The sequence below is a fragment of the Leeuwenhoekiella sp. MAR_2009_132 genome, assembly GCF_000687915.1.
In the GTDB taxonomy this organism is placed as follows: Bacteria; Bacteroidota; Bacteroidia; order Flavobacteriales; family Flavobacteriaceae; genus Leeuwenhoekiella.
The window spans coordinates 946,159-965,181 of the sequence record NZ_JHZY01000004.1 but is presented as its reverse complement, the minus strand read 5'-3'; the positions used below and the strand labels follow the sequence as shown (position 1 = coordinate 965,181).

The window sequence follows — 19,023 nt, the reverse complement described above, 5'->3', positions numbered from 1 at the left end:
TGCTAATGAGACTTAACTTAAATATATTTTATGCTAAAGTTTCAAGGGCTTTAGCTTCCGTCAATGCATTTTGTACACTGTCGCGTTGTTTTGCTATTATGTTTGTTGTAGATAATGGTAATTCACCATTTTTTATAATCTCATTGTATTCTTCCAGGGCAGTTTTTTCACCACGTATCGCTTCTTCTAAAACTGCTTCATCCTTGTCTGAGGTCAATGCAGTTTTTAAATCCATCCACAGGCGGTGAGCATCTCCAGCAAGACTAGTGCCTTTATCTGGCTCCTGACCAAGATTACTCAGTTCAGTTTTTAATTCATGACCAAAATCATAGCGGTCTTGTGCGCGACTTAATAAATAATTTTTTAATGCTGAATTCTGAACTTTTTCAGCAGCATTTTTATACCCTGCTTCAGCATCGTAATTTTTCTCTAGTAATTCGTTGAGCTTTTTGCCCATATCATCTGTATAACTCATAGTATTTTTTTTATTGAATTGCTTTAGGTTATTCTAAAACACACCTCAATTTATATCGAAAAAAAATTCAATTTTCAGAATTAACAGGTTTTAACCGCTTTTAAGTCAAATTAACACGGGGTTTAAGAAGTTTTTTGTTAAAAAAATAACGCTTCCCCTAAATAGGAGAAGCGTTATCTATAGAATGGAAGTAGCTGTTTAATCTACCTTAAAGCCGGCATCTATACGTGCGATTAAATCTGCGTAATGGTACCTGGTCAACGTGTCTCTAGAGTTGTTTTTACGTGAATTTAAATCTGAACGTAGCTGCGTAAGTTCACCGCGCATAAGAGGCAATACGTCTGATATTAAAATCTCTTGATTGTCTTTTTCAAGTTCGCCTAGATAAGAGGTAGCGATTTCTACATATTTACGTTGCAGATTTCTGCGGTATGCATCAGTTTTTTGACCTTGATACAATTCGTTAAAAATACCTTTTCTTAAATCATTCATTAATGTAACCGCCGAATATGCAGATGCACCATTTTTCTGCTCATTTTCAATCATACGGGTAAGACGCTTGTCTGATAGTAAATTGCTAAGCGCATAAATTTGTACACTTTTAACCTGCTCAATAGCGCCGTCTGCTTCAATACGATCTAATATATCTCTATTTAATAGCCACTGCGGGGTTGTAAATGCGTTATCGTTTAAAAATTCTACAGCTTCCTGTTGAACTTCTTTAGGCACCGGTTGATATACCACACCGTTCTGATCTGAAGTTTTTATAGTTTCGTAAACGCCGCCTACATTAGTAACTACGTGGTTGATATAACCGCGCCATAAACGGGCTAATTCTCCATATACTTCGCTTAAGTCATCATAGCCGTAGCCGTCTTTGGTAGTCCAGTTTATAAAATTAGGCACTACTTTCTTCATGTTAGCTAAACCATAGCTGCTGGCTTTGATGTTATCATCTCCCAGGCTTTCGGTTTGAGAATGCGGGTCTATACCGTTAGCGCTTCCAAATTCATACCACGGGTTTCCTGCTTTTTCAAGAATCCACTTATCTAAAGTAGGTTTTTCTTCTATAGAGCTTGATGCTTCAGGAATATACCTATATCCCCAGTTGATAGCATATAAATCGTACGGTCCCATCATGCGTATGTAGCGTACGCCATCATCTCCGGGTTGCGCTACATAGTTTACACGTGCATAATCCATAATAGATGGTGTGAGTCCGTATTTCTGGGTAAAAGAAGCAATACGTAGCGAATCTGTAGGATATGCTGAACTTGCTTTCATATTATGAGGTAAGCCTAATGCGTGACCTACTTCGTGAGCAATAACCATACGCATCATCTCACCTATTTCTGCTTCAGGAGTTTCTAAAGTACGTGCAGCCGGGTTTTGAGCTCCGGCTTCAATCATAAAGCGGTTACGGTAGGAGCGTAGGTGGTTGTGATACCAGATCACATCACTTTCTATAATCTCACCCGTTCTTGGGTCAGATACAGAAGGTCCTACAGCATTACGCGTTGTGCTTGCCACGTATCGAATCACTGAATAGCGCACATCTTCAGGGCTAAACTCAGGGTCTTCTTCGGCAGAAGGTGGGTCTTTAGCGATAATTGCATTTTTAAAGCCGGCAACTTCAAAGGCTTTGTTCCAGTCTTCAATACCTTGCTTGAAGTAGGGGCGCCACTTTAACGGAGTTGCAGGATCTAAATAATAAATGATGGGTTTTACGGGTTCTACCAGTTCACCTCTTTTGTAGGCTTCGATATCTTTAGGTATTAATTTCCAGCGGCGAATAATTTTATAATCATCTGCTTTTAACTGTTCAGAATCGTAATTGTATTTTTTAGAAGTAAACCAGCCTACACGATCATCTGCAAGTCGCGGTTGCATTTTATCGTCTGGAAGAAGAACCATAGATTGATTCATTAGCAAAGTTAGGGTACCGGCTTGATCGCGCTCTGGCGGCTCCTCTGCATCATAAGTCATTACGTGTTTAACTTCTACATTCTTAGGAAAAGCGGCAGCAGACTCGATATATGATCTGGTTCCATCTAGTTTTTTAATCTTATATTCTTTGCGTAGTCTTGAAGATACACCGTTTATAGCATCAATATCTTTTGTAAATAGGTCTGTTACTTCAATAACGAGATTTGTAGAATCTTTACTTTTTGCGGCTATAGCTGTACTGTAGAGTATAGGGAAGAAATTATTTGCTTCTACAGATTTTGAGATCGGGCTGTTCTCGTCGCTTTCATTTTCAAAACTAATTACTTTTAGGTCAACATAGTTTCCGCGTTTTATCCAGCGTACCACCTGCTCATTTACTTTAGAACCTGCATTAACATAACCACCGCCAAAACCAGAGGGAACTTTTGCAATACGACTTACTAAAAGCATGTCTTTGCCTAATAAGCTATCTGGGATTTCAAAATAGAGTTTTTCATCAACGGTATGTGTTGTGAAAAGACCTTGGTCGCTTAAGGCTTCTTTAGTTACAACCTTGTCGTAAGGTTTGAGTTTAGAATCCTTTTTGTCTTTAGTTTCAATCGCTGTGGAAGCTTTAATCGGGAGCTTTTGAGATTTGCAACTGTAGAGTAAAATACATAGGAGAGGTAGTAATACGAGTTTTCTTAGCATCTTGTTGTTTTTGATGCATAATTTACAGAATCGTAACTAAATCTACACTGCAAAATTTACAGAAATTTCAGCGCATGCTAATAGTGCTTCTGAAGCACAAATAAGAAGGATTGCGCTGCTTCTCTAAATTTTCTTCTCGAGTCTGCGTTGAATGATTTGTTTACTGGTTCTTTTGAATTCTGAAGTTCGAAAGAGTATGATTCTACAAGTTTAGTGGTGAAAAGATGTAGCACCTCATCTGAAATTTCAGTTCGAAGGTTGCAAGCATATCCTTTTTTTTCTTTTGCTATACTTGAACAGGATTCTAAAGTTAGCGTTATAGCGTTGCCATCTTTAAATTTGAGCGTGAGTTTATCACCAACTTTAGATTGAGCTAAATTTTTACGTGTACCCAGAATAAGATAATTAGTATCTAAAAGACTTTGAAATCCCAGATGTAAAGAGTCATCATCTGTAAGGCTTAATTTATTTGCATTCTGAGTTCGGGTAACATCAAAATACAAACCTATATTTTTACCATCCTCGTGCTCAATATTAAGTATTGAGTGGCCGCCCATTACGTACTCGGTTCTATCTTTATGAGCCTTGGTTTTTACGAGGTAATTTGGCGCAAATAAAATATTATGTTGAAGACCGTTATCGTTAGATTTTGATCTTTTAAAAAATTTAAAGAGCATAATGGTGTCAATTTTCTTATATACGAAAAAATAGAGCTATTATGTAGGGGAGTTTTTTTAATTCTAGGCTGCAAAAATAACCAAAATAGCATTGCTATTTAGTTAATAAATTACCAATAAAAAAAGCCTCCTGTTGAGGAGGCTTTTGTACTCGGGACGGGACTTGAACCCGTACGAACTAATGTTCATTGGATTTTAAGTTTTAAAAATCCAACCCTAATATCTCTCAAGCCGCAATTTTACGAGTTATATTTTTAATGACTTACATTATTTTTTAAAAAAAAGTTTCGATTACAGTTGCTTTAATTTTAATTCTGCTAAAGTAAATTGAATCTTTAAGCTAGTCAATAGCACTTTTGTTTGGTTTTAATATTACAGTGTTTCAAAAATTTTAAACCACTAATTCTGAAATCTCTTTAGGGAAATTGGTAAGTAATATTTTTTTGATTTTCTTCCCATCATAATCATTTAAGATGAGTAAATCATAAACTTCTGCTACTAAATCTGTAATACGTAGAGATGTGTTAGCAAGTTCAAGTAAACTCTTGTCATTGTAAATTTTTATCGCTGATGGATAGTCTTCCTCAAGGATTATTTTATTTATCAAATCTAATCTTTCAAGATGCCATTTTTCAATTTCAAATTTTTCTGTGTGTTTAATGAATTCCTGTTTTAGCTGTTGTAAAGTTAAATTCTTTCCAAAATGATTTTCATTAAATAGGTTCATCTTAGATGAAACATATTTTATTGCATGATCATTTTTATTCTCATCGAGTCTTTTTAATACTTCATTCTTAAATACACCTATTTTTTCATCAATTTCCGTTAAACCTTTTGATGACATTATCAGATTCAAGATTTTATCGTTTAAAAACAAATTTTCAATTTCTGAAACTTTTAAAATATAGATTTTGTTTTCTTTAAGTTTTTCATGGGCTTCTTCTGGTCTATGATCAGCATCTATTAACCCAACAGCGTTTTTACTTAATTCAAGCTTATTATTGACAATTTTAGTATAGCTCGTGACTTGGGAGCATCCACCAACAGGTCTTATTTTGTATTTCGGAAATAGTAATTTTAATAGTTTATAATCATAACTATTGGTTTTATCACCTTCACAAAATAAAATGGGTTGCTCAGTACCAATTATTTCCATTACTAACTCCTCTGGAAAGTCATCCTCTGTGGGTATTTGCTCAAGCTCCCATTGATTTGGATATTTAAATTTTTTTATCCATATTTTTTTTGAATTTATTCTTGAAGATGCAAAATTTAAATCGTGAGTTAGATAGACAAATTTACAGTCTGGTCGCTCTATTTCAAGTCTATCCCAAATTTCTTCAACCATTAATTTGTGAAGATGCATTTCAGGTTCGTCAATTAATATAAAAGATGATCGCGGTGCTTGTAAGACCTGAGAAGTCAAATATATAGTTGTTTTTTCACCATCACTTAATGACATTATCGAAAGATATTCAGTCTTTTCTGGTTTTCTTTTAAAAGTAATTGAAATACCATCTTCAATTGACATTTCTATTTTAGGAAATAAGGAATTGAAAATTTCAATGAGTTTGTAAAGTTTTGGTAAGGGCTCACGATTAGTGGGCAGATTTTTTTTAAGTCTGTTTATAGTGACTTGATTATATTGTGCATTTTCGGATATTAAGCTTTTTAGTAAAACATTCATTTCACTTAGAATGATCTCAGAATGCCTAGTCTCTTTAAAAGTTTTAGCTCCTTGTTGAGTTTTACGCAAATTGGAGCTAGTATCTGCGAGAGGGTTTATTTGTTGAATATTTTCCATCACTAACCAACGTTGAGCGGAAATTGTTACTCCTAAATTTTTCAGATTATCCTTAAAATAATTGATATAGCTAGTTTTTCCACTGCCATTTGCGCCAATAATTACCAAATTGCTTTGCAAGTGCCCAATTTGTTCTAGAAATTCAAATTCTAAAATCACTTTATTTATATGATTTTTGTGGGCATTAGTGAGTTTTTCGATTAAATGGGATATGTTATTTCCTAAACCAATATTGGACTTTAAGGTTTCCGGATCAAGTTCCCCTGGAAGGAAGGAGATAAAGAAATTATTTAAATTCCAACTAGTGAAATTTTCATAATAGGTTTCATTAAAAGTTTCTTTTCTTAAGTATACTAGAAAGTCTTTGAATTGATTTTCCAAATCATTGTCTAATTGAATTTGTTTTAAATGTTCTATAAGAATTTCTAAGAATTTCTTGAAAGAATTTAAGTCTATATATGTACTCATGGTTTTATTAAGTTCTTTTAAAGAATGAAAAGGTATTTTCAAGATTAAATACGAGTAGAGTACAAAATCCAATAAATTTTATATATAACGAATTATAATACAGGTTAATAAGAGGTTGAGTCCAATAAAAAAAGTTTCGTTTACAGTTGCAATTTCATTTTTTTTAAATGAAATTTCATAGTCTGAAAAAAGGCTTAAAACAAGGAAAGCCCTAGTGTTTACTAGGGCTTTCGCTATGTACTCGGGACGGGACTTGAACCCGTACGAACTAATGTTCATTGGATTTTAAGTCCAACGTGTCTACCAATTCCACCACCCGAGCGTGGGCTTTCAATTAAACACCATTTTATATATGGTGAAACTATTAGAGCGAAAGACGGGATTTGAACCCGCGACCCTCACCTTGGCAAGGTGATGCTCTACCCCTGAGCTACTTTCGCAATTCATTAAACTATGTCGCTTAATGCGGATGCAAATTTACAAGATTTCTTCAATCTGCAAAGCAAATTCTGAAAAAAAATTAAATCTTTATGAAACCTTATTTTTTTTACTTCGAATAAGCATTCTTTTTATCTCATTTAATTTCATTAAAGCTTCAACAGGCGTTAGTGTATCTATATCAATATGAAGTATTTCCTCTTTTATTTCTTCTAAAAGTGGGTCGTCAAGATTGAAAAAGCTAAGCTGCATTTCATCACTGACATTTTCTTTTAAAACTTTCTGTTGATCTTCTTTTCGGCTTGAATTCTCTAATTTTTCAAGCATTTTGTTTGCCCTATGCAAAACTTGTTGCGGCATTCCGGCCATTTTAGCTACATGTATTCCAAAACTGTGCGCACTACCTCCCGGAATTAACTTCCGAAGAAATAAAACCGTGTCTTTGAGCTCTTTAACAGATACATTGAAGTTTTTTATACGTAAAAAGGTATCGCACATATCATTGAGTTCGTGATAGTGGGTTGCGAATAATGTTTTAGGTCGTGCTGGGTGTTCGTGCAAATATTCACTAATTGCCCAGGCAATAGATATGCCATCATAAGTACTGGTACCCCTGCCTATCTCATCCAGTAAAACTAAACTTCGGTTAGATATATTATTTAGAATACTTGCTGTCTCATTCATCTCAACCATAAAGGTAGATTCTCCCATAGAGATGTTATCGCTTGCCCCCACGCGAGTAAAAATGCGATCTACAAGGCCTATACGGGCAGCTTTTGCAGGTACAAAACTTCCTATTTGTGCTAATAAAACAATTAAGGCGGTTTGTCTTAGAATAGCAGATTTACCAGACATGTTAGGGCCGGTAATCATAATCATTTGCTGGGTATCTCTATCTAAGTAGGTGTCATTTGCTATATAAACTTCACCCAGCGGGAGTTGTTTTTCAATTACGGGATGACGGCCTTCTGTGATCTCGAGTTCAAAAGACTCGTCAATGACAGGTCTTGAGTATTCGTTTTCTTTAGCCAGACATGTAAATGAACGCAAACAATCTAGCTGCGCAATGGTATTAGCATTGGTCTGTACAGGGTCAATAAATTGAGTAATCCAGGTTACAAGCTGATTAAAAAGTTGTTGCTCAATCCCCAATATGCGTTCTTCGGCTCCCAGAATTTTAGCTTCGTATTCTTTTAGTTCTTCGGTGATGTAGCGTTCTGCATTTACCAGCGTTTGTTTACGTATCCAATCTGCTGGCACCTTGTCTTTATGCGTATTACGAACTTCTATATAATACCCAAAAACATTATTTGAAGCTATTTTTAGAGAAGTAATGCCTGTTCGTTCAGTCTCTCGGGCAAGCATTTTGTCAAGATATTCTTTGCCTGAAGTAGCTAAACCTCTCAGTTCGTCAAGTTCTTCGTGAAATCCCGGAGCGATGGTATTACCTTTTATCACATTTACCGGAGCATCCTCAGTAAGCGTCTCTTTAATCTTTGATCTTAAATGCTCCAGATTATTAATTTTTTCTGCTAAAATCTGAAGTGCTTCGTTTTCTGTATTTTGAGCCAGTGCTTTTATAGGCACCATTGCTTCTAAAGAATTTTTAAGCTGAATAATCTCACGGGGTGTAACCTTCCCCGTTGCTACCTTAGAGATAAGTCGCTCAACATCTCCTATTTTTTTTACGTGCTGTGATAACTTGTCGTAAAACTCATTATTGTTTAAAATATATTCTACAACCTCGTGTCGCTCTTGAATAGGCGCGATTGATTTTAGCGGTAAAGCAAGCCATCGTTTTAGAAGCCTTCCGCCCATAGGCGATATGGTTTTATCAATAACATCTAAAAGTGTAATAGACTTAGTAGAAGTGCCCTGGTATAGCTCTAAGTTACGTATGGTAAATCGATCCATCCACACATAGGCGTCTTCAGCAATACGGCCTATGCGTGCAATATGCTGAAGTTTGTGATGCTGCGTCTCACTTAAATAATGAAGTGCTGCACCGGCCGCAATTATACCTTCATCTATATCATCAATGCCAAAACCTTTTAGAGTTTTTGTATTGAAGTGTTTATTTAAGCTTTCTCGGGCAAAATCTATTTGAAACACCCAATCTTCCTGATAGAAGACGTGAAAATCTGTGCCAAAACTATCTTTAAATTCTTTCTTGTTGCTTTTACTAATAAGCAGTTCGCTAGGGTTAAAATTTTGAAGTAGCTTATCTACATAGGCGCGATCTCCCTGCGTTGTAAGAAATTCACCAGTAGAAACGTCAAGAAAAGAAAGTCCTAGCAAGCGTTTACCAAAATGTAATGCGCCTAGAAAGTTATTGCTTTTAGACTGTAGTACTTCGTCGTTTAAAGCAACACCCGGAGTTACAAGTTCGGTCACTCCGCGTTTAACAATAGTTTTTGTGGTTTTGGGGTCTTCTAATTGATCGCAGATTGCAACTCGGCAACCCGCTTTAACCAGCTTAGGTAAATAGGTGTTTAGTGAATGATGAGGAAAGCCTGCAAGTTCGGTACGCTCACCGCCATTATTTCTATTGGTTAAAATTATACCTAAAATACCGGCAGCCTTTACAGCATCTTCTCCAAAAGTCTCATAAAAATCACCCACTCTAAAAAGTAACAACGCATCAGGATATTTGGTTTTGATCCCGTTGTATTGTTTCATTAAAGGAGTGACTGTTTTCTCTTTTTTCTTAGACATAACTAGTGTTGCCGTATTTATATTTAGTGGGTATAAATTTAAAGAATATCACAGGGAAGTTCTTCTAACTCCCCTAAGAGTTATTTGTTTTTGTCAACAATTTAATGGGAGTTTCTTCTGAATTATAATCCAAAAAATTTAATCCTTATTTTATTGAATACTTATTTTTACAGTATGAATAGAAAGTTAAAGAACAGCGAACTCGATCGTAAGTCTGTAGATGAGTTTTTGAGTGCTAAAAAGACACCCATTATCGTGGTGCTAGATAATATAAGAAGTCTTAATAACATAGGTTCTGTGTTTAGAACAGCAGATGCTTTTCTCGTTGAGGCTGTCTATTTATGCGGTATTTGCGCACAGCCACCTAATAAAGAAATCACTAAAACCGCATTAGGAGCTACAGAAAGTGTAACCTGGGAATATTTTGAAGATACTTTAATTGCTGTTGAGCAATTAAAAAGTTTAGGGTATACGATAGCTTCTATTGAACAGGCAGAACGAGCGGTCATGTTAGATGATTTTGCTCCTGAGCCAAATGCCAAACTCGCTGTAATTTTTGGGAATGAGGTAAAAGGAGTACAGCAAAAGGTCGTAAATGCTTCAGATATAGTGCTTGAGATTCCTCAAATAGGAACCAAACATTCATTTAATATAGCTGTGAGCGCTGGTATTGTGCTCTGGGATGTGTATGCTAAGATGAAAGCACTGCGATAATATAATTTTAAATAATATATTGAATTGTTAAAAATTATATAATTCTACTAAATCTTTCCTAAATACACTAGTATTGGCAATTTTATGTAAGAGTTTTGCGTTACCCACATAACAAAGAACCCAACATAATGAACGTTAATAATTTTGATTACGCATCGTATTCTAGAGGAGCTAAAGATGGTAAGAAGCTTGGAATCCTAGTAGGAATAATAATAGGCTTTGCATTTATGTTGGCGCTACTTTGCTTTTTCTACTACTAACTTTCAATCAATTTTTATTTAATCTGATTGAGGATTGACAAGTAATCGGCGCGGTTTTTTACAAAATCCAGTTCCGAAATATCTATTATTTTAACTTTTCCCGGGCTACTGTTTTTTATCATATTCAGATAGCCCTTATTTATTTTCAGTAAATAATTTTCAGATATATCCTGCTCGTAAGATCTACCACGCTTTTTTATATTTTCCAGTAAACGCTCCGGATTTTGGTAGAGATAAATATATAAATCTGGTCGTGCAATTTCACGATACATTATACCGTGTAACTTCTTATATAAATTGTACTCTTCTTCAGTAAGGGTGATTTTTGCAAAAATGAGTGATTTAAAACAATCATAATCGCCTATCATAAAATCTTTAAACAAATCATATTGACCTATGTCATCAAGCAGTTGTTGATAGCGGTCTGCTAAAAATGACATTTCAAGAGGAAAGGCATAGCGCGCCTGATCTTCATAAAACTTAGGGAGAAACGGATTGTCTTTAAAGCGTTCTAGAATAAGTTTTGCATTAAAATCTTCAGAAATCATACTAGCCAGTGTGGTTTTACCGGCTCCAATATTACCCTCAATCGCAATATAATTTTGAGCGCTTAGGTTATAAGCGCTATTGGGATTTTTTAGGGATTCTGTTATTTTTTCAGGAATTAGCTGATCTGTAGTTTCCTTTAATAACTCTCGTATTTCTTTTTTTAATACAGGATGTTCAAAAGTTGTCGCAATGTCATTAAGCGGGTATAAAACAAAATTACGCTGGTGTAACCTGGGGTGAGGGACTTCTAATTTTTCAGTATATAAAATTTTATCGCCATAAAATAAAATGTCAATATCTATAAGGCGATCTGTATACCCTTGTGTAGAACGTACGCGGCCCAATTCTTTTTCAATAGTTAAAATTAAATCTATTACCGCTGCGCTTTCTAAACGGGTTTGAATTAGAATTACACAATTAAGAAAGTCTGCGCCTTCAAAACCCCACGATTTAGTTTTGTAAACAGGTGAAATCTGTTTTACGCTTCCTAGTTCTAAGAATAGTTGATCTACCGCATTTTGAAGATTTTCTAATGAGTTTCCCTGGTTGCTTCCTAAAGATAAGAGTATGTTTTGTAGTGCTTTAATGGGTGTAGAATGTTAAATAATTTAAGAGCAATTTAAGTAAAAGCAGTGTACATTCTGCTAATTTTGACGACTAGAACCTAATAAATTCAAGAGTTTGACGCAAGCCTCAATAAGCCAAAGAGATGCACTGGCTGCCTACCGCATTTATTTCATTCTGGGAGCTTTGTTTATTTGTTCTCTTGTAGTCTCTAATCTTATTTTTCAAAAGTTTTTTTACTGGGATTTTTTTGGTCTTTATCGGTTTGAAATTTCCGTAGGAATTTTGCCATACCCCATCACATTTTTAATTACAGATTTGCTGAGTGAGATGTATGGTAAGAAAAAAGCAAATCAAGTAGTTACCGCAGGAATTTTTGCTTCGTTATTTTCTTTACTAATAGTATATACCTCTGCGGCAGTCCCAGCAACTTCTTGGTCTCCCGTTAATGATGCATTATTTAATACCGTTTTTGGAGCTACAGCAGTAGCGGTTTTAGCGTCTATGCTGGCTTACCTGTTTGCACAGTATATAGATATACAACTTTATCATTTTTGGAAAAATCTCACAAAAGGAAAACATTTGTGGCTTAGAAATAACTTTTCCACTTTTTTTAGTCAGTTTTTAGACACCATCACGGTGCTATTATTGTTGTGTAGTTTTGGTAAAATAGAGTGGGAGCGTTTTACAGCACTATTGATTAGTGGTTTTTTATTTAAAGTACTTATTGCTATTTGTGATACCCCTTTTATGTATTTAGGCGTTTATATATTTAGAAAACGGTTTAACCTCGCTCCTAATCAAGAGTTAGGTTCTGAAATTGAAGTATTTCAAAAAGAAGAAAAAATTTAAAGAGTATGAAAAAGATATTTAAAATATTAGGAATTATACTGGTTGTTCTAATTGTAGGACTTATTGCTGCGCCTTTCTTATTTAAAAGTCAGCTTGAAGATTTATTAAAACGTTCAATAAATGAAAATTTAAATGCAACGGTTGCGTGGGAGGAATTTGATCTTACTTTATTCTCAAGTTTCCCAGATGCAGCGGTTCAGGTTAAAAATTTTAGCATCGTTAACAAAGCTCCTTTTGAAGGTGATACTTTGGCGAGCGGTGAGTTATTACAGCTTGATATGGGCGTGATGCAACTTTTTAAAACTTCGTCTGGCAACCCTATCGCAGTTGATGCAATTAAATTGAATCAAGCTTTTGTAAATATAAAAGTAGATAGTTTAGGCAATGCAAATTATGATATCGCAAAAGAGAGTGCAACTCCAGAAACAGATACGATTGCAGATAATACCGGTAGTTTTAAGTTTGATATACAGCATTATGAACTCAATAATTCAAGGATAAATTATTTAGACGAAAGCACAAAAACGTATTTGAAGCTTACCGAAGTTAACCACGAGGGTACCGGTGATTTTTCTGCAGCAGTTTCTAATTTAGACACAAAAACTGAAGCATTAGCTTCATTTGACTTTGATGGAGTAAATTATTTGAACTCAAATAAGATTAAGTTAGATGCACTTATTGAGATGAATCTACCAGAACAGCGCTATACCTTTAAGGAAAATCAGCTTCTCGTTAATCAGCTTCCATTAGTGTTCTCAGGATTTGTGAAAATTAACGAGACTAATAATGAACTAGATCTTGCATTTGAAACACCATCTAGCGATTTTAAAAACTTTCTCGCTGTGATACCTGAGATTTATGCAAAGAATCTTGATGGGGTGAAAACTACAGGCGATTTTATAGTTAATGGTAAAATAAATGGGATTGTTGATGAGACGCATATTCCGAAGCTTGATATAGAGATCAAATCAAATAATGCTTCTTTTAAATATCCTGACTTGCCTAAAACGGTAGAAGATATTGTAATAGATATGCAAATAGTAAATGAAACGGGCCTGGTAGAAGATACCTATTTGCGTCTGGGCAATTTAAATTTAAGAATAGATCAGGATGTTTTTAATGCCAAAGGAAGAATAGACAGGCTTACCACAAACCCACTTATAGATCTGGCATTAAAGGGGAAATTAAATTTAGCCAATATAGAAAAGGCATATCCTTTAGAATTAGATCAGGATTTAAATGGAATGTTGACAGTAGATATGACTGCTAATTTTGATATGGAAAGTGTAGATAAAGAACAATATCAGAACATCAAGAGTAGTGGTACAGCTAACTTAAAAGATTTCAAATACATTTCGCCAGAATTACCTAATCCATTAACTATTGCAGTTGCTAATGTAAAATTTAATCCGGGAACGATAACCCTTGAGAATTTAACGGCACAAACCGGTAAAACAGATTTGGCTGCAAAAGGAAGCATAGAAAATCTTATTCCTTTCTTGCTATCTAAACAAAATTTAAAAGGTCGTTTTAATGTAAACTCAAACACTATAAACCTTAGTGATTTTAGTGTTGTTGAGACAACGCCTGTAACTCCTGCTGAGTCAAAGACAAAGACTGTTACTGCTACAAAAGAAGCCGCAATTAAGATTCCGTCATTCTTAGATGCAGCGATAGATTTTTCTGCTGGTAAGGTTATTTATGATAATATCACGCTTTCTAATGTAAGGGGTAATGTTGCGATTAATGATGAGACCGCAAGTCTAAATAATATACAATCTGATATTTTTGGAGGTGCAATAGCACTTCAGGGAAATGTGAGTACTAAGGGGCTAACCCCAACTTTTGGGATGAATTTAGATCTTAAAAGTGTAGATATTAGTAAATCTTTTGAAGGATTAGAAATGCTTCAGCAGTTTGCGCCTATTGCAAAAGCCTTGCAGGGTGCATTAAATACAACAATAAGCCTTAAAGGTAATCTTTCAGACGATCTAACACCGGTGTTATCATCACTGGCAGGAAATGCTTTAGCGCAATTGCTTACCGTAAAAGTTGATCCTGAAAAAATGAAACTTCTTAATGCCTTAGACGGAAAACTAGATTTTATAAACCTTCAGAATATCGACTTAAGTAATTTAAAAACACAGTTGAGTTTTAATGATGGCTTAGTTACTGTAAAGCCCTTTGATTTTAATGTTAAGGGTATTAATGTAGGTGTAAGCGGAACACATAGTTTAGAAAATACAATTAATTATGTATTGAATCTTAAAGTGCCGGGTACATTCTTAGGAGCAAAATTAGGGAGTACATTGTCAAGTTTGAGCAACACAGATCTAGATAAATATACTGTAGATCTACCTGTTAATTTGTCGGGGAGTTTTACGAGCCCGCAGGTGAATGTTAATATGCAGCAAGCAGTAACTAACCTAACTCAACAGATTGTTGCTACTCAAAAAGGAAAATTACAGCAGCAAGGTGAAGATAAAATAAAAGATGTTTTAGGTGGCTTGTTAGGCGGTAGTAAAACAACCAAGGACACTACAACTATATCTAAACCTAAAGATTCTTTAGCGACTAAACCTAATACAACAACTGTAGTAAAAGATGTACTTGGAGGCTTATTTGGTAAGAAGAAGAAAGCAGCAGATACTACAAAAACGGATAATAACTAAGATAATCTGTAAATTTTAAGCATAAAAAAAGCACCAGATGGTGCTTTTTTTATGCTTAAATATAAGTTTAAAACTTAATTAGAAACTTATAACTATAAATTCTGAGCGTCTGTTAAGTTGATGTTCTTCTTCAGTACAGTCAGACCCATTACCGCAGTCGTTCATAAGTTCTGTTTCACCAAAACCTTTTCCTGTAATCCTACTAGCATCTATACCGCGACTAATTATATATTCTGCGGTTGATCGTGCCCGTTTATCAGATAAACTTAAGTTGTATGCGTCTTTACCACGACTGTCTGTGTGTGAACGTACTTCTACTATAAGATTTGGGTTTGTTTCCATAACAGCAAGTACTTTTACTAATTCTATTGCAGCATCAGGGCGAATGTTAAAGCGGTCAAAGTCAAAATAAATAGGATTTAACTTCAGTAATTTTGCTAAATCATCACCTTGATTAATTTTAGTAATACGAGGTTCTAATAATAAATCAACCACCATAGATTCTCCATTAGCTTTAGGAGTTACAATTAGTTGTTCTGCAGAGTAGTAATCTGGTTCTTCAGCACGTATAAGTATTTCCTGATTACATAGCGGATTTAATGTGTAATTGCCCTGTGCATCAACTTTAGTAGTTTCAAGAACCTTTCCATTAAGATCAACGACACTTACTGTAGCAGTAGGTATAGGTAAGAGTGTTTGTTTGTCTTTTACAGTGCCAGTAACTAAAATCTCACAAACCGGCGGAGGAACAGGAGTTCTTGTAAATTTAAAAATATCATCACTTCCCATCCCAAAATAGCGGTTAGTAGAGAAGTAGCCGGTATTGTTAAACTCATCAACTACAAAACCAAAATCATCTTGAGGACTATTTACAGGTTTGCCTAAATTTATTACATAGGCAACGTCTCCATTTTTCTTTGTAGCCACTACGTAAATATCAAGACCACCTAATCCCGGGCGACCATCTGATGAAAAGTAAAGGTTTCCTTTTTTACTAATGTATGGAAAGTTCTCGCGGCCTTCTGTATTAATGATGGGCCCCATGTTTTTAGGTTCGCTATATTCATCGTTTCCTAAAATATCAACCACCCAAATGTCTGATAAACCTTCACTTCCCGGCATATCTGATGCGAAGTAAAGTTTTTTATTGTCAGGGCTTAATGAAGGGTGTGAAACCGAGTAATTGTCGTCGTTAAAAGGTAATTCTTTAGGAGTTCCCCAGGAACCACCCCGTTTTACAGATTTGAAAATCTTAAGACGTATGGTGCCATTTTTATCGGTACGTTTTACTCCCTGACTAAAATTGTTTCGGGTAAAGTACATGGTGTTACCATCTGATGTAAATGATGGAGAAGACTCGTGAAATCGTGTATTAATGTTTTCAGCAAACTTTTCAACTTTGCCAAGATCACCTGTTTCAATGTCTATAGGAGCCTGGTAGAAATCTAAGAATGGCTCGTTATTCCAGGTATGTATGTATTTTTTTCCGGTTCCTGTATCTCTTGATGATGAGAAAATAAGTTTGTTTTCATAAATCATAGGCCCAAAGTCAGAATATCTGGAGTTGGTTTTTCTCAGATTTTCTACTTCATATTCGCTATCACTGTAGCTTATTTCTTCTAGGTAATCGGGCTCTTTATTAAACAGTTCAGCACGGGAATCTCCTCCTTTTAGACGACGGAATTCTTCCATCATCTTATCAGACTTATCGTATTGTTGAAGGGCCTTTAATGACTGTGCATATCTAAACAAATACTCGGGAGTTATTGTTTCAGGATATTTATTGAAAAGTTTTTCAAACCATTTAGAACTTTCTTCATATTTAGCGTTGAAATAATAAGAATCTCCCAGTTTTTGAAAAAGTTCTGCAGATTCATAACCTTCTCCGGCTAACCTTAAGTATATTTTCTGAGCATCAATAAAAGCATAGCTCTCAAATTTCTTATCAGCTTTATTTAATTCCTTATTTTGTCCATAAAAATAAAAAGGTGCTACGAAAACTAGCATCAGTGTAACCCACTGTTTCATATTAACTCGCATATTTATTGAGTTTATTAAAGATTAAAGGGGGACATTAGGAGAAGGCAAATATATATAAATTAATATCAGACAAATATACTACTTCAAAACTTTAGAAGTATGGGGGTTTTTACTGTTTTACAAGTTGTTACTAAGGTGTGCGAGAATTTTAAGAATTTGAAATTTGCAGCGGTTTAGAATGTATTTTCATCAATCCATTAAGAGCTTAAAAGCACATTTGGTAATTAGCCTTTATATTTGCTTAAAATACCTATATGATACTAGATACAATAAAAAATCGCAGATCAATATTTCCTAATCAGTTTGAGGCCGAAACTATAAGTGACGATAAAATAAGGACTTTGCTTGAAGCGGCAAATTGGGCTCCTACCCACGCCAAAACAGAGCCATGGAGATTTAAAATATTTAAAGATGATGCTCTAGAGCTTCTTGCTGACATTCTTAAAGCAGGATATACTAAAACTACTCCAGCAGATAAATTTTCAGAATTTAAACTGAATAAAAGTATTGAAAAAGTAATGCAAAGTGGTGCGGTAATAGCCATATGTATGCAAAGAGATCCTAAAGCGCGCATTCCAGAATGGGAAGAAATTGCTGCTGTAGGGATGGCTGTTCAAAATATGTGGCTTGCAGCAGGTGAACAGGGATTGGGTGGTTACTGGAGCTCTCCGGGTTATATTACCGAATTGGGTACCGAACTGAAACTTAATGAAGGTGAAAAATGTTTAGGTTTTTTCTATCTGGGAGTATTTAATGGTCCTAACCCAGAAGGTGTACGTACGAGTATTGAAGATAAAATCACCTGGTTTTAATAGCTTTTTAGTTCAAATAATTAAGAATAAAAAATCCCTGATACGTATAATATCAGGGATTTTTTATTGTCTTCTTTGAATTACTTATCCAGAAAGTCTAATATTGTTTTAGTTATAAAATCGATTTGATCATCTTCTAATTCGGTATGCATAGGTAATGAGATCACTTCTTTTACAAGTTTGTTAGTTACTGTAAAATCTGCTTCATTATAACGCTCATCAACATAAGCTTTTTGTTTATGCAAGGGTATGGGGTAATATACCCCACAAGGAATTTCATTTGCATTTAAGTGTTTAACCAGAGCATCACGATCTGTATCTTTTAAGCGCAACGTATACTGGTGAAAAACGTGACAATCACACGTATCACAAATCAAAGGCACGGTAATTTTATCGTGATTTGCCAGCTTTTCTGAATATTTTCTGGCAGATGCTCTTCGCTTATCGTTGTAAGAATCAAGCAACGGCAATTTTGCACGTAAAACTGCTGCCTGTATTGAATCTAAGCGAGAATTTACGCCTACAACATCGTGGTGATAACGCTCATACATACCGTGATTAACTATACCGCGTATCGTATGTGCCAGAGCATCGTCATTAGTGAAAATAGCGCCACCATCACCATAACCTCCTAAATTTTTAGAAGGAAAAAAGGATGTACTTCCTACGTGACCTATAGTGCCGGTTTTAACACGAGTACCATCTCTACGAGTGTAATTAGCTCCTATTGCCTGTGCGTTATCTTCTATAACAAATAAATTATGCTCTTCTGCTATTTGCATAATGGCATCCATATCTGCAACCTGACCAAAGAGATGAACAGGAACAATAGCCTTAGTTTTTGGAGTAATTGCTCGTTTTATAGCCTCAACATCTATATTAAAACCGTGTGGGGTCACGTCTACCAGTACAGGAGTTAGCTGCAATAAAGCTATTACTTCTACCGTGGCAGCAAAAGTAAAATCTGCAGTTATAACTTCGTCTCCGGGTTTTAAACCCAGACCCATCATTGCAATTTGCAGGGCATCTGTACCATTTGCGCACGGGATGACGTGTTTAACGTCAAGATATTCTTCCAACTCTTTTTGAAATGAATGAACCTCGGGACCATTAATAAATGCAGTGGTATCTATAACTTCCTGAATAGAGTGGTTAACCTGCTCTTTTATAGATTCGTATTGACCTTTAAGGTCAACCATTTGAATTTTTTTCATAGGTAATTATTCAGCTGAACTATTTTTTCTATTGAATTCTTATTGTTGATCTCCGTATATTAATAGGATGATGTTCAAGCTTGTTATGTAAGTAATAATTCAGTTTTAATAACAAGAATTAAAAAGCTAATT

12 protein-coding genes and 2 tRNA genes are annotated in these 19,023 nt (G+C 35.1%); 4 read left to right on the top strand and 10 right to left on the bottom strand.

Going from position 1 to position 19,023, the window contains the following annotated elements; translation table 11 throughout:
- Positions 1–28: 28 nt before the first annotated feature.
- The 7 genes from P164_RS12600 to mutS form a co-directional block, all read right to left on the bottom strand.
- Complete coding sequence (locus P164_RS12600) at positions 29–475, bottom strand: ferritin-like domain-containing protein (protein WP_028376693.1); 447 nt, start codon at positions 473–475, stop codon at positions 29–31.
- Between the two features lie 198 nt (positions 476–673).
- Positions 674–3,112 (bottom strand): zinc-dependent metalloprotease, encoded by a 2,439-nt coding sequence (locus tag P164_RS12595; RefSeq protein ID WP_035899819.1) that lies wholly within the window; start codon positions 3,110–3,112, stop codon positions 674–676.
- A 77-nt stretch (positions 3,113–3,189) separates the two neighbouring features.
- Positions 3,190–3,789 carry a hypothetical protein gene (locus P164_RS12590; RefSeq protein ID WP_028376692.1) on the bottom strand — a complete coding sequence of 200 codons (600 nt, stop codon included), beginning with the start codon at positions 3,787–3,789 and terminating at the stop codon, positions 3,190–3,192.
- 391 nt (positions 3,790–4,180) lie between these two features.
- Positions 4,181–6,061, bottom strand: coding sequence for an AAA family ATPase (locus tag P164_RS12585; protein ID WP_028376691.1), 1,881 nt, complete (start codon positions 6,059–6,061; stop codon positions 4,181–4,183).
- A gap of 238 nt (positions 6,062–6,299) precedes the next feature.
- A tRNA-Leu gene (locus P164_RS12575) sits at positions 6,300–6,383 on the bottom strand.
- Between the two features lie 46 nt (positions 6,384–6,429).
- A tRNA-Gly gene (locus tag P164_RS12570) sits at positions 6,430–6,501 on the bottom strand.
- Positions 6,502–6,589: 88 nt separating this feature from the next.
- A complete protein-coding gene (gene mutS / locus P164_RS12565; protein WP_028376690.1) occupies positions 6,590–9,214 on the bottom strand; it encodes a DNA mismatch repair protein MutS in 2,625 nt (874 codons plus the stop codon).
- Positions 9,215–9,388: 174 nt separating this feature from the next.
- Here mutS and P164_RS12560 point away from each other — a divergent pair, with 174 nt between their 5' ends.
- Positions 9,389–9,928 (top strand): TrmH family RNA methyltransferase, encoded by a 540-nt coding sequence (locus P164_RS12560; RefSeq protein ID WP_028376689.1) that lies wholly within the window; start codon positions 9,389–9,391, stop codon positions 9,926–9,928.
- Positions 9,929–10,202: 274 nt separating this feature from the next.
- Here the strand turns inward: P164_RS12560 and folK are convergent, their stop codons facing one another.
- Entirely contained in the window at positions 10,203–11,306 is a 1,104-nt protein-coding gene (folK, locus tag P164_RS12555) for a 2-amino-4-hydroxy-6-hydroxymethyldihydropteridine diphosphokinase (RefSeq protein WP_316930218.1), read from the bottom strand.
- A gap of 112 nt (positions 11,307–11,418) precedes the next feature.
- Here folK and P164_RS12550 point away from each other — a divergent pair, with 112 nt between their 5' ends.
- Positions 11,419–12,153 (top strand): queuosine precursor transporter, encoded by a 735-nt coding sequence (locus P164_RS12550; protein ID WP_234405861.1) that lies wholly within the window; start codon positions 11,419–11,421, stop codon positions 12,151–12,153.
- Positions 12,154–12,158: 5 nt separating this feature from the next.
- On the top strand, positions 12,159–14,825 hold the full coding sequence (locus P164_RS12545) for an AsmA-like C-terminal region-containing protein (protein WP_028376686.1): 2,667 nt from the start codon (positions 12,159–12,161) through the stop codon (positions 14,823–14,825).
- A gap of 78 nt (positions 14,826–14,903) precedes the next feature.
- Here P164_RS12545 and P164_RS12540 read toward each other — a convergent pair whose 3' ends face one another.
- The gene (locus P164_RS12540; RefSeq protein WP_035899817.1) at positions 14,904–16,853 is read right to left on the bottom strand and encodes an OmpA family protein; all 1,950 of its coding nucleotides are present in this window, start codon (positions 16,851–16,853) and stop codon (positions 14,904–14,906) included.
- A gap of 266 nt (positions 16,854–17,119) precedes the next feature.
- Here P164_RS12540 and P164_RS12535 point away from each other — a divergent pair, with 266 nt between their 5' ends.
- The gene (locus P164_RS12535) at positions 17,120–17,677 is read left to right on the top strand and encodes a nitroreductase (RefSeq protein ID WP_028376684.1); all 558 of its coding nucleotides are present in this window, start codon (positions 17,120–17,122) and stop codon (positions 17,675–17,677) included.
- Between the two features lie 80 nt (positions 17,678–17,757).
- On the opposite strand, the gene P164_RS12530 is transcribed toward P164_RS12535, so the two are convergent.
- Complete coding sequence (locus P164_RS12530; protein ID WP_028376683.1) at positions 17,758–18,891, bottom strand: DegT/DnrJ/EryC1/StrS family aminotransferase; 1,134 nt, start codon at positions 18,889–18,891, stop codon at positions 17,758–17,760.
- Between the last annotated feature and the right edge of the window lie 132 nt (positions 18,892–19,023).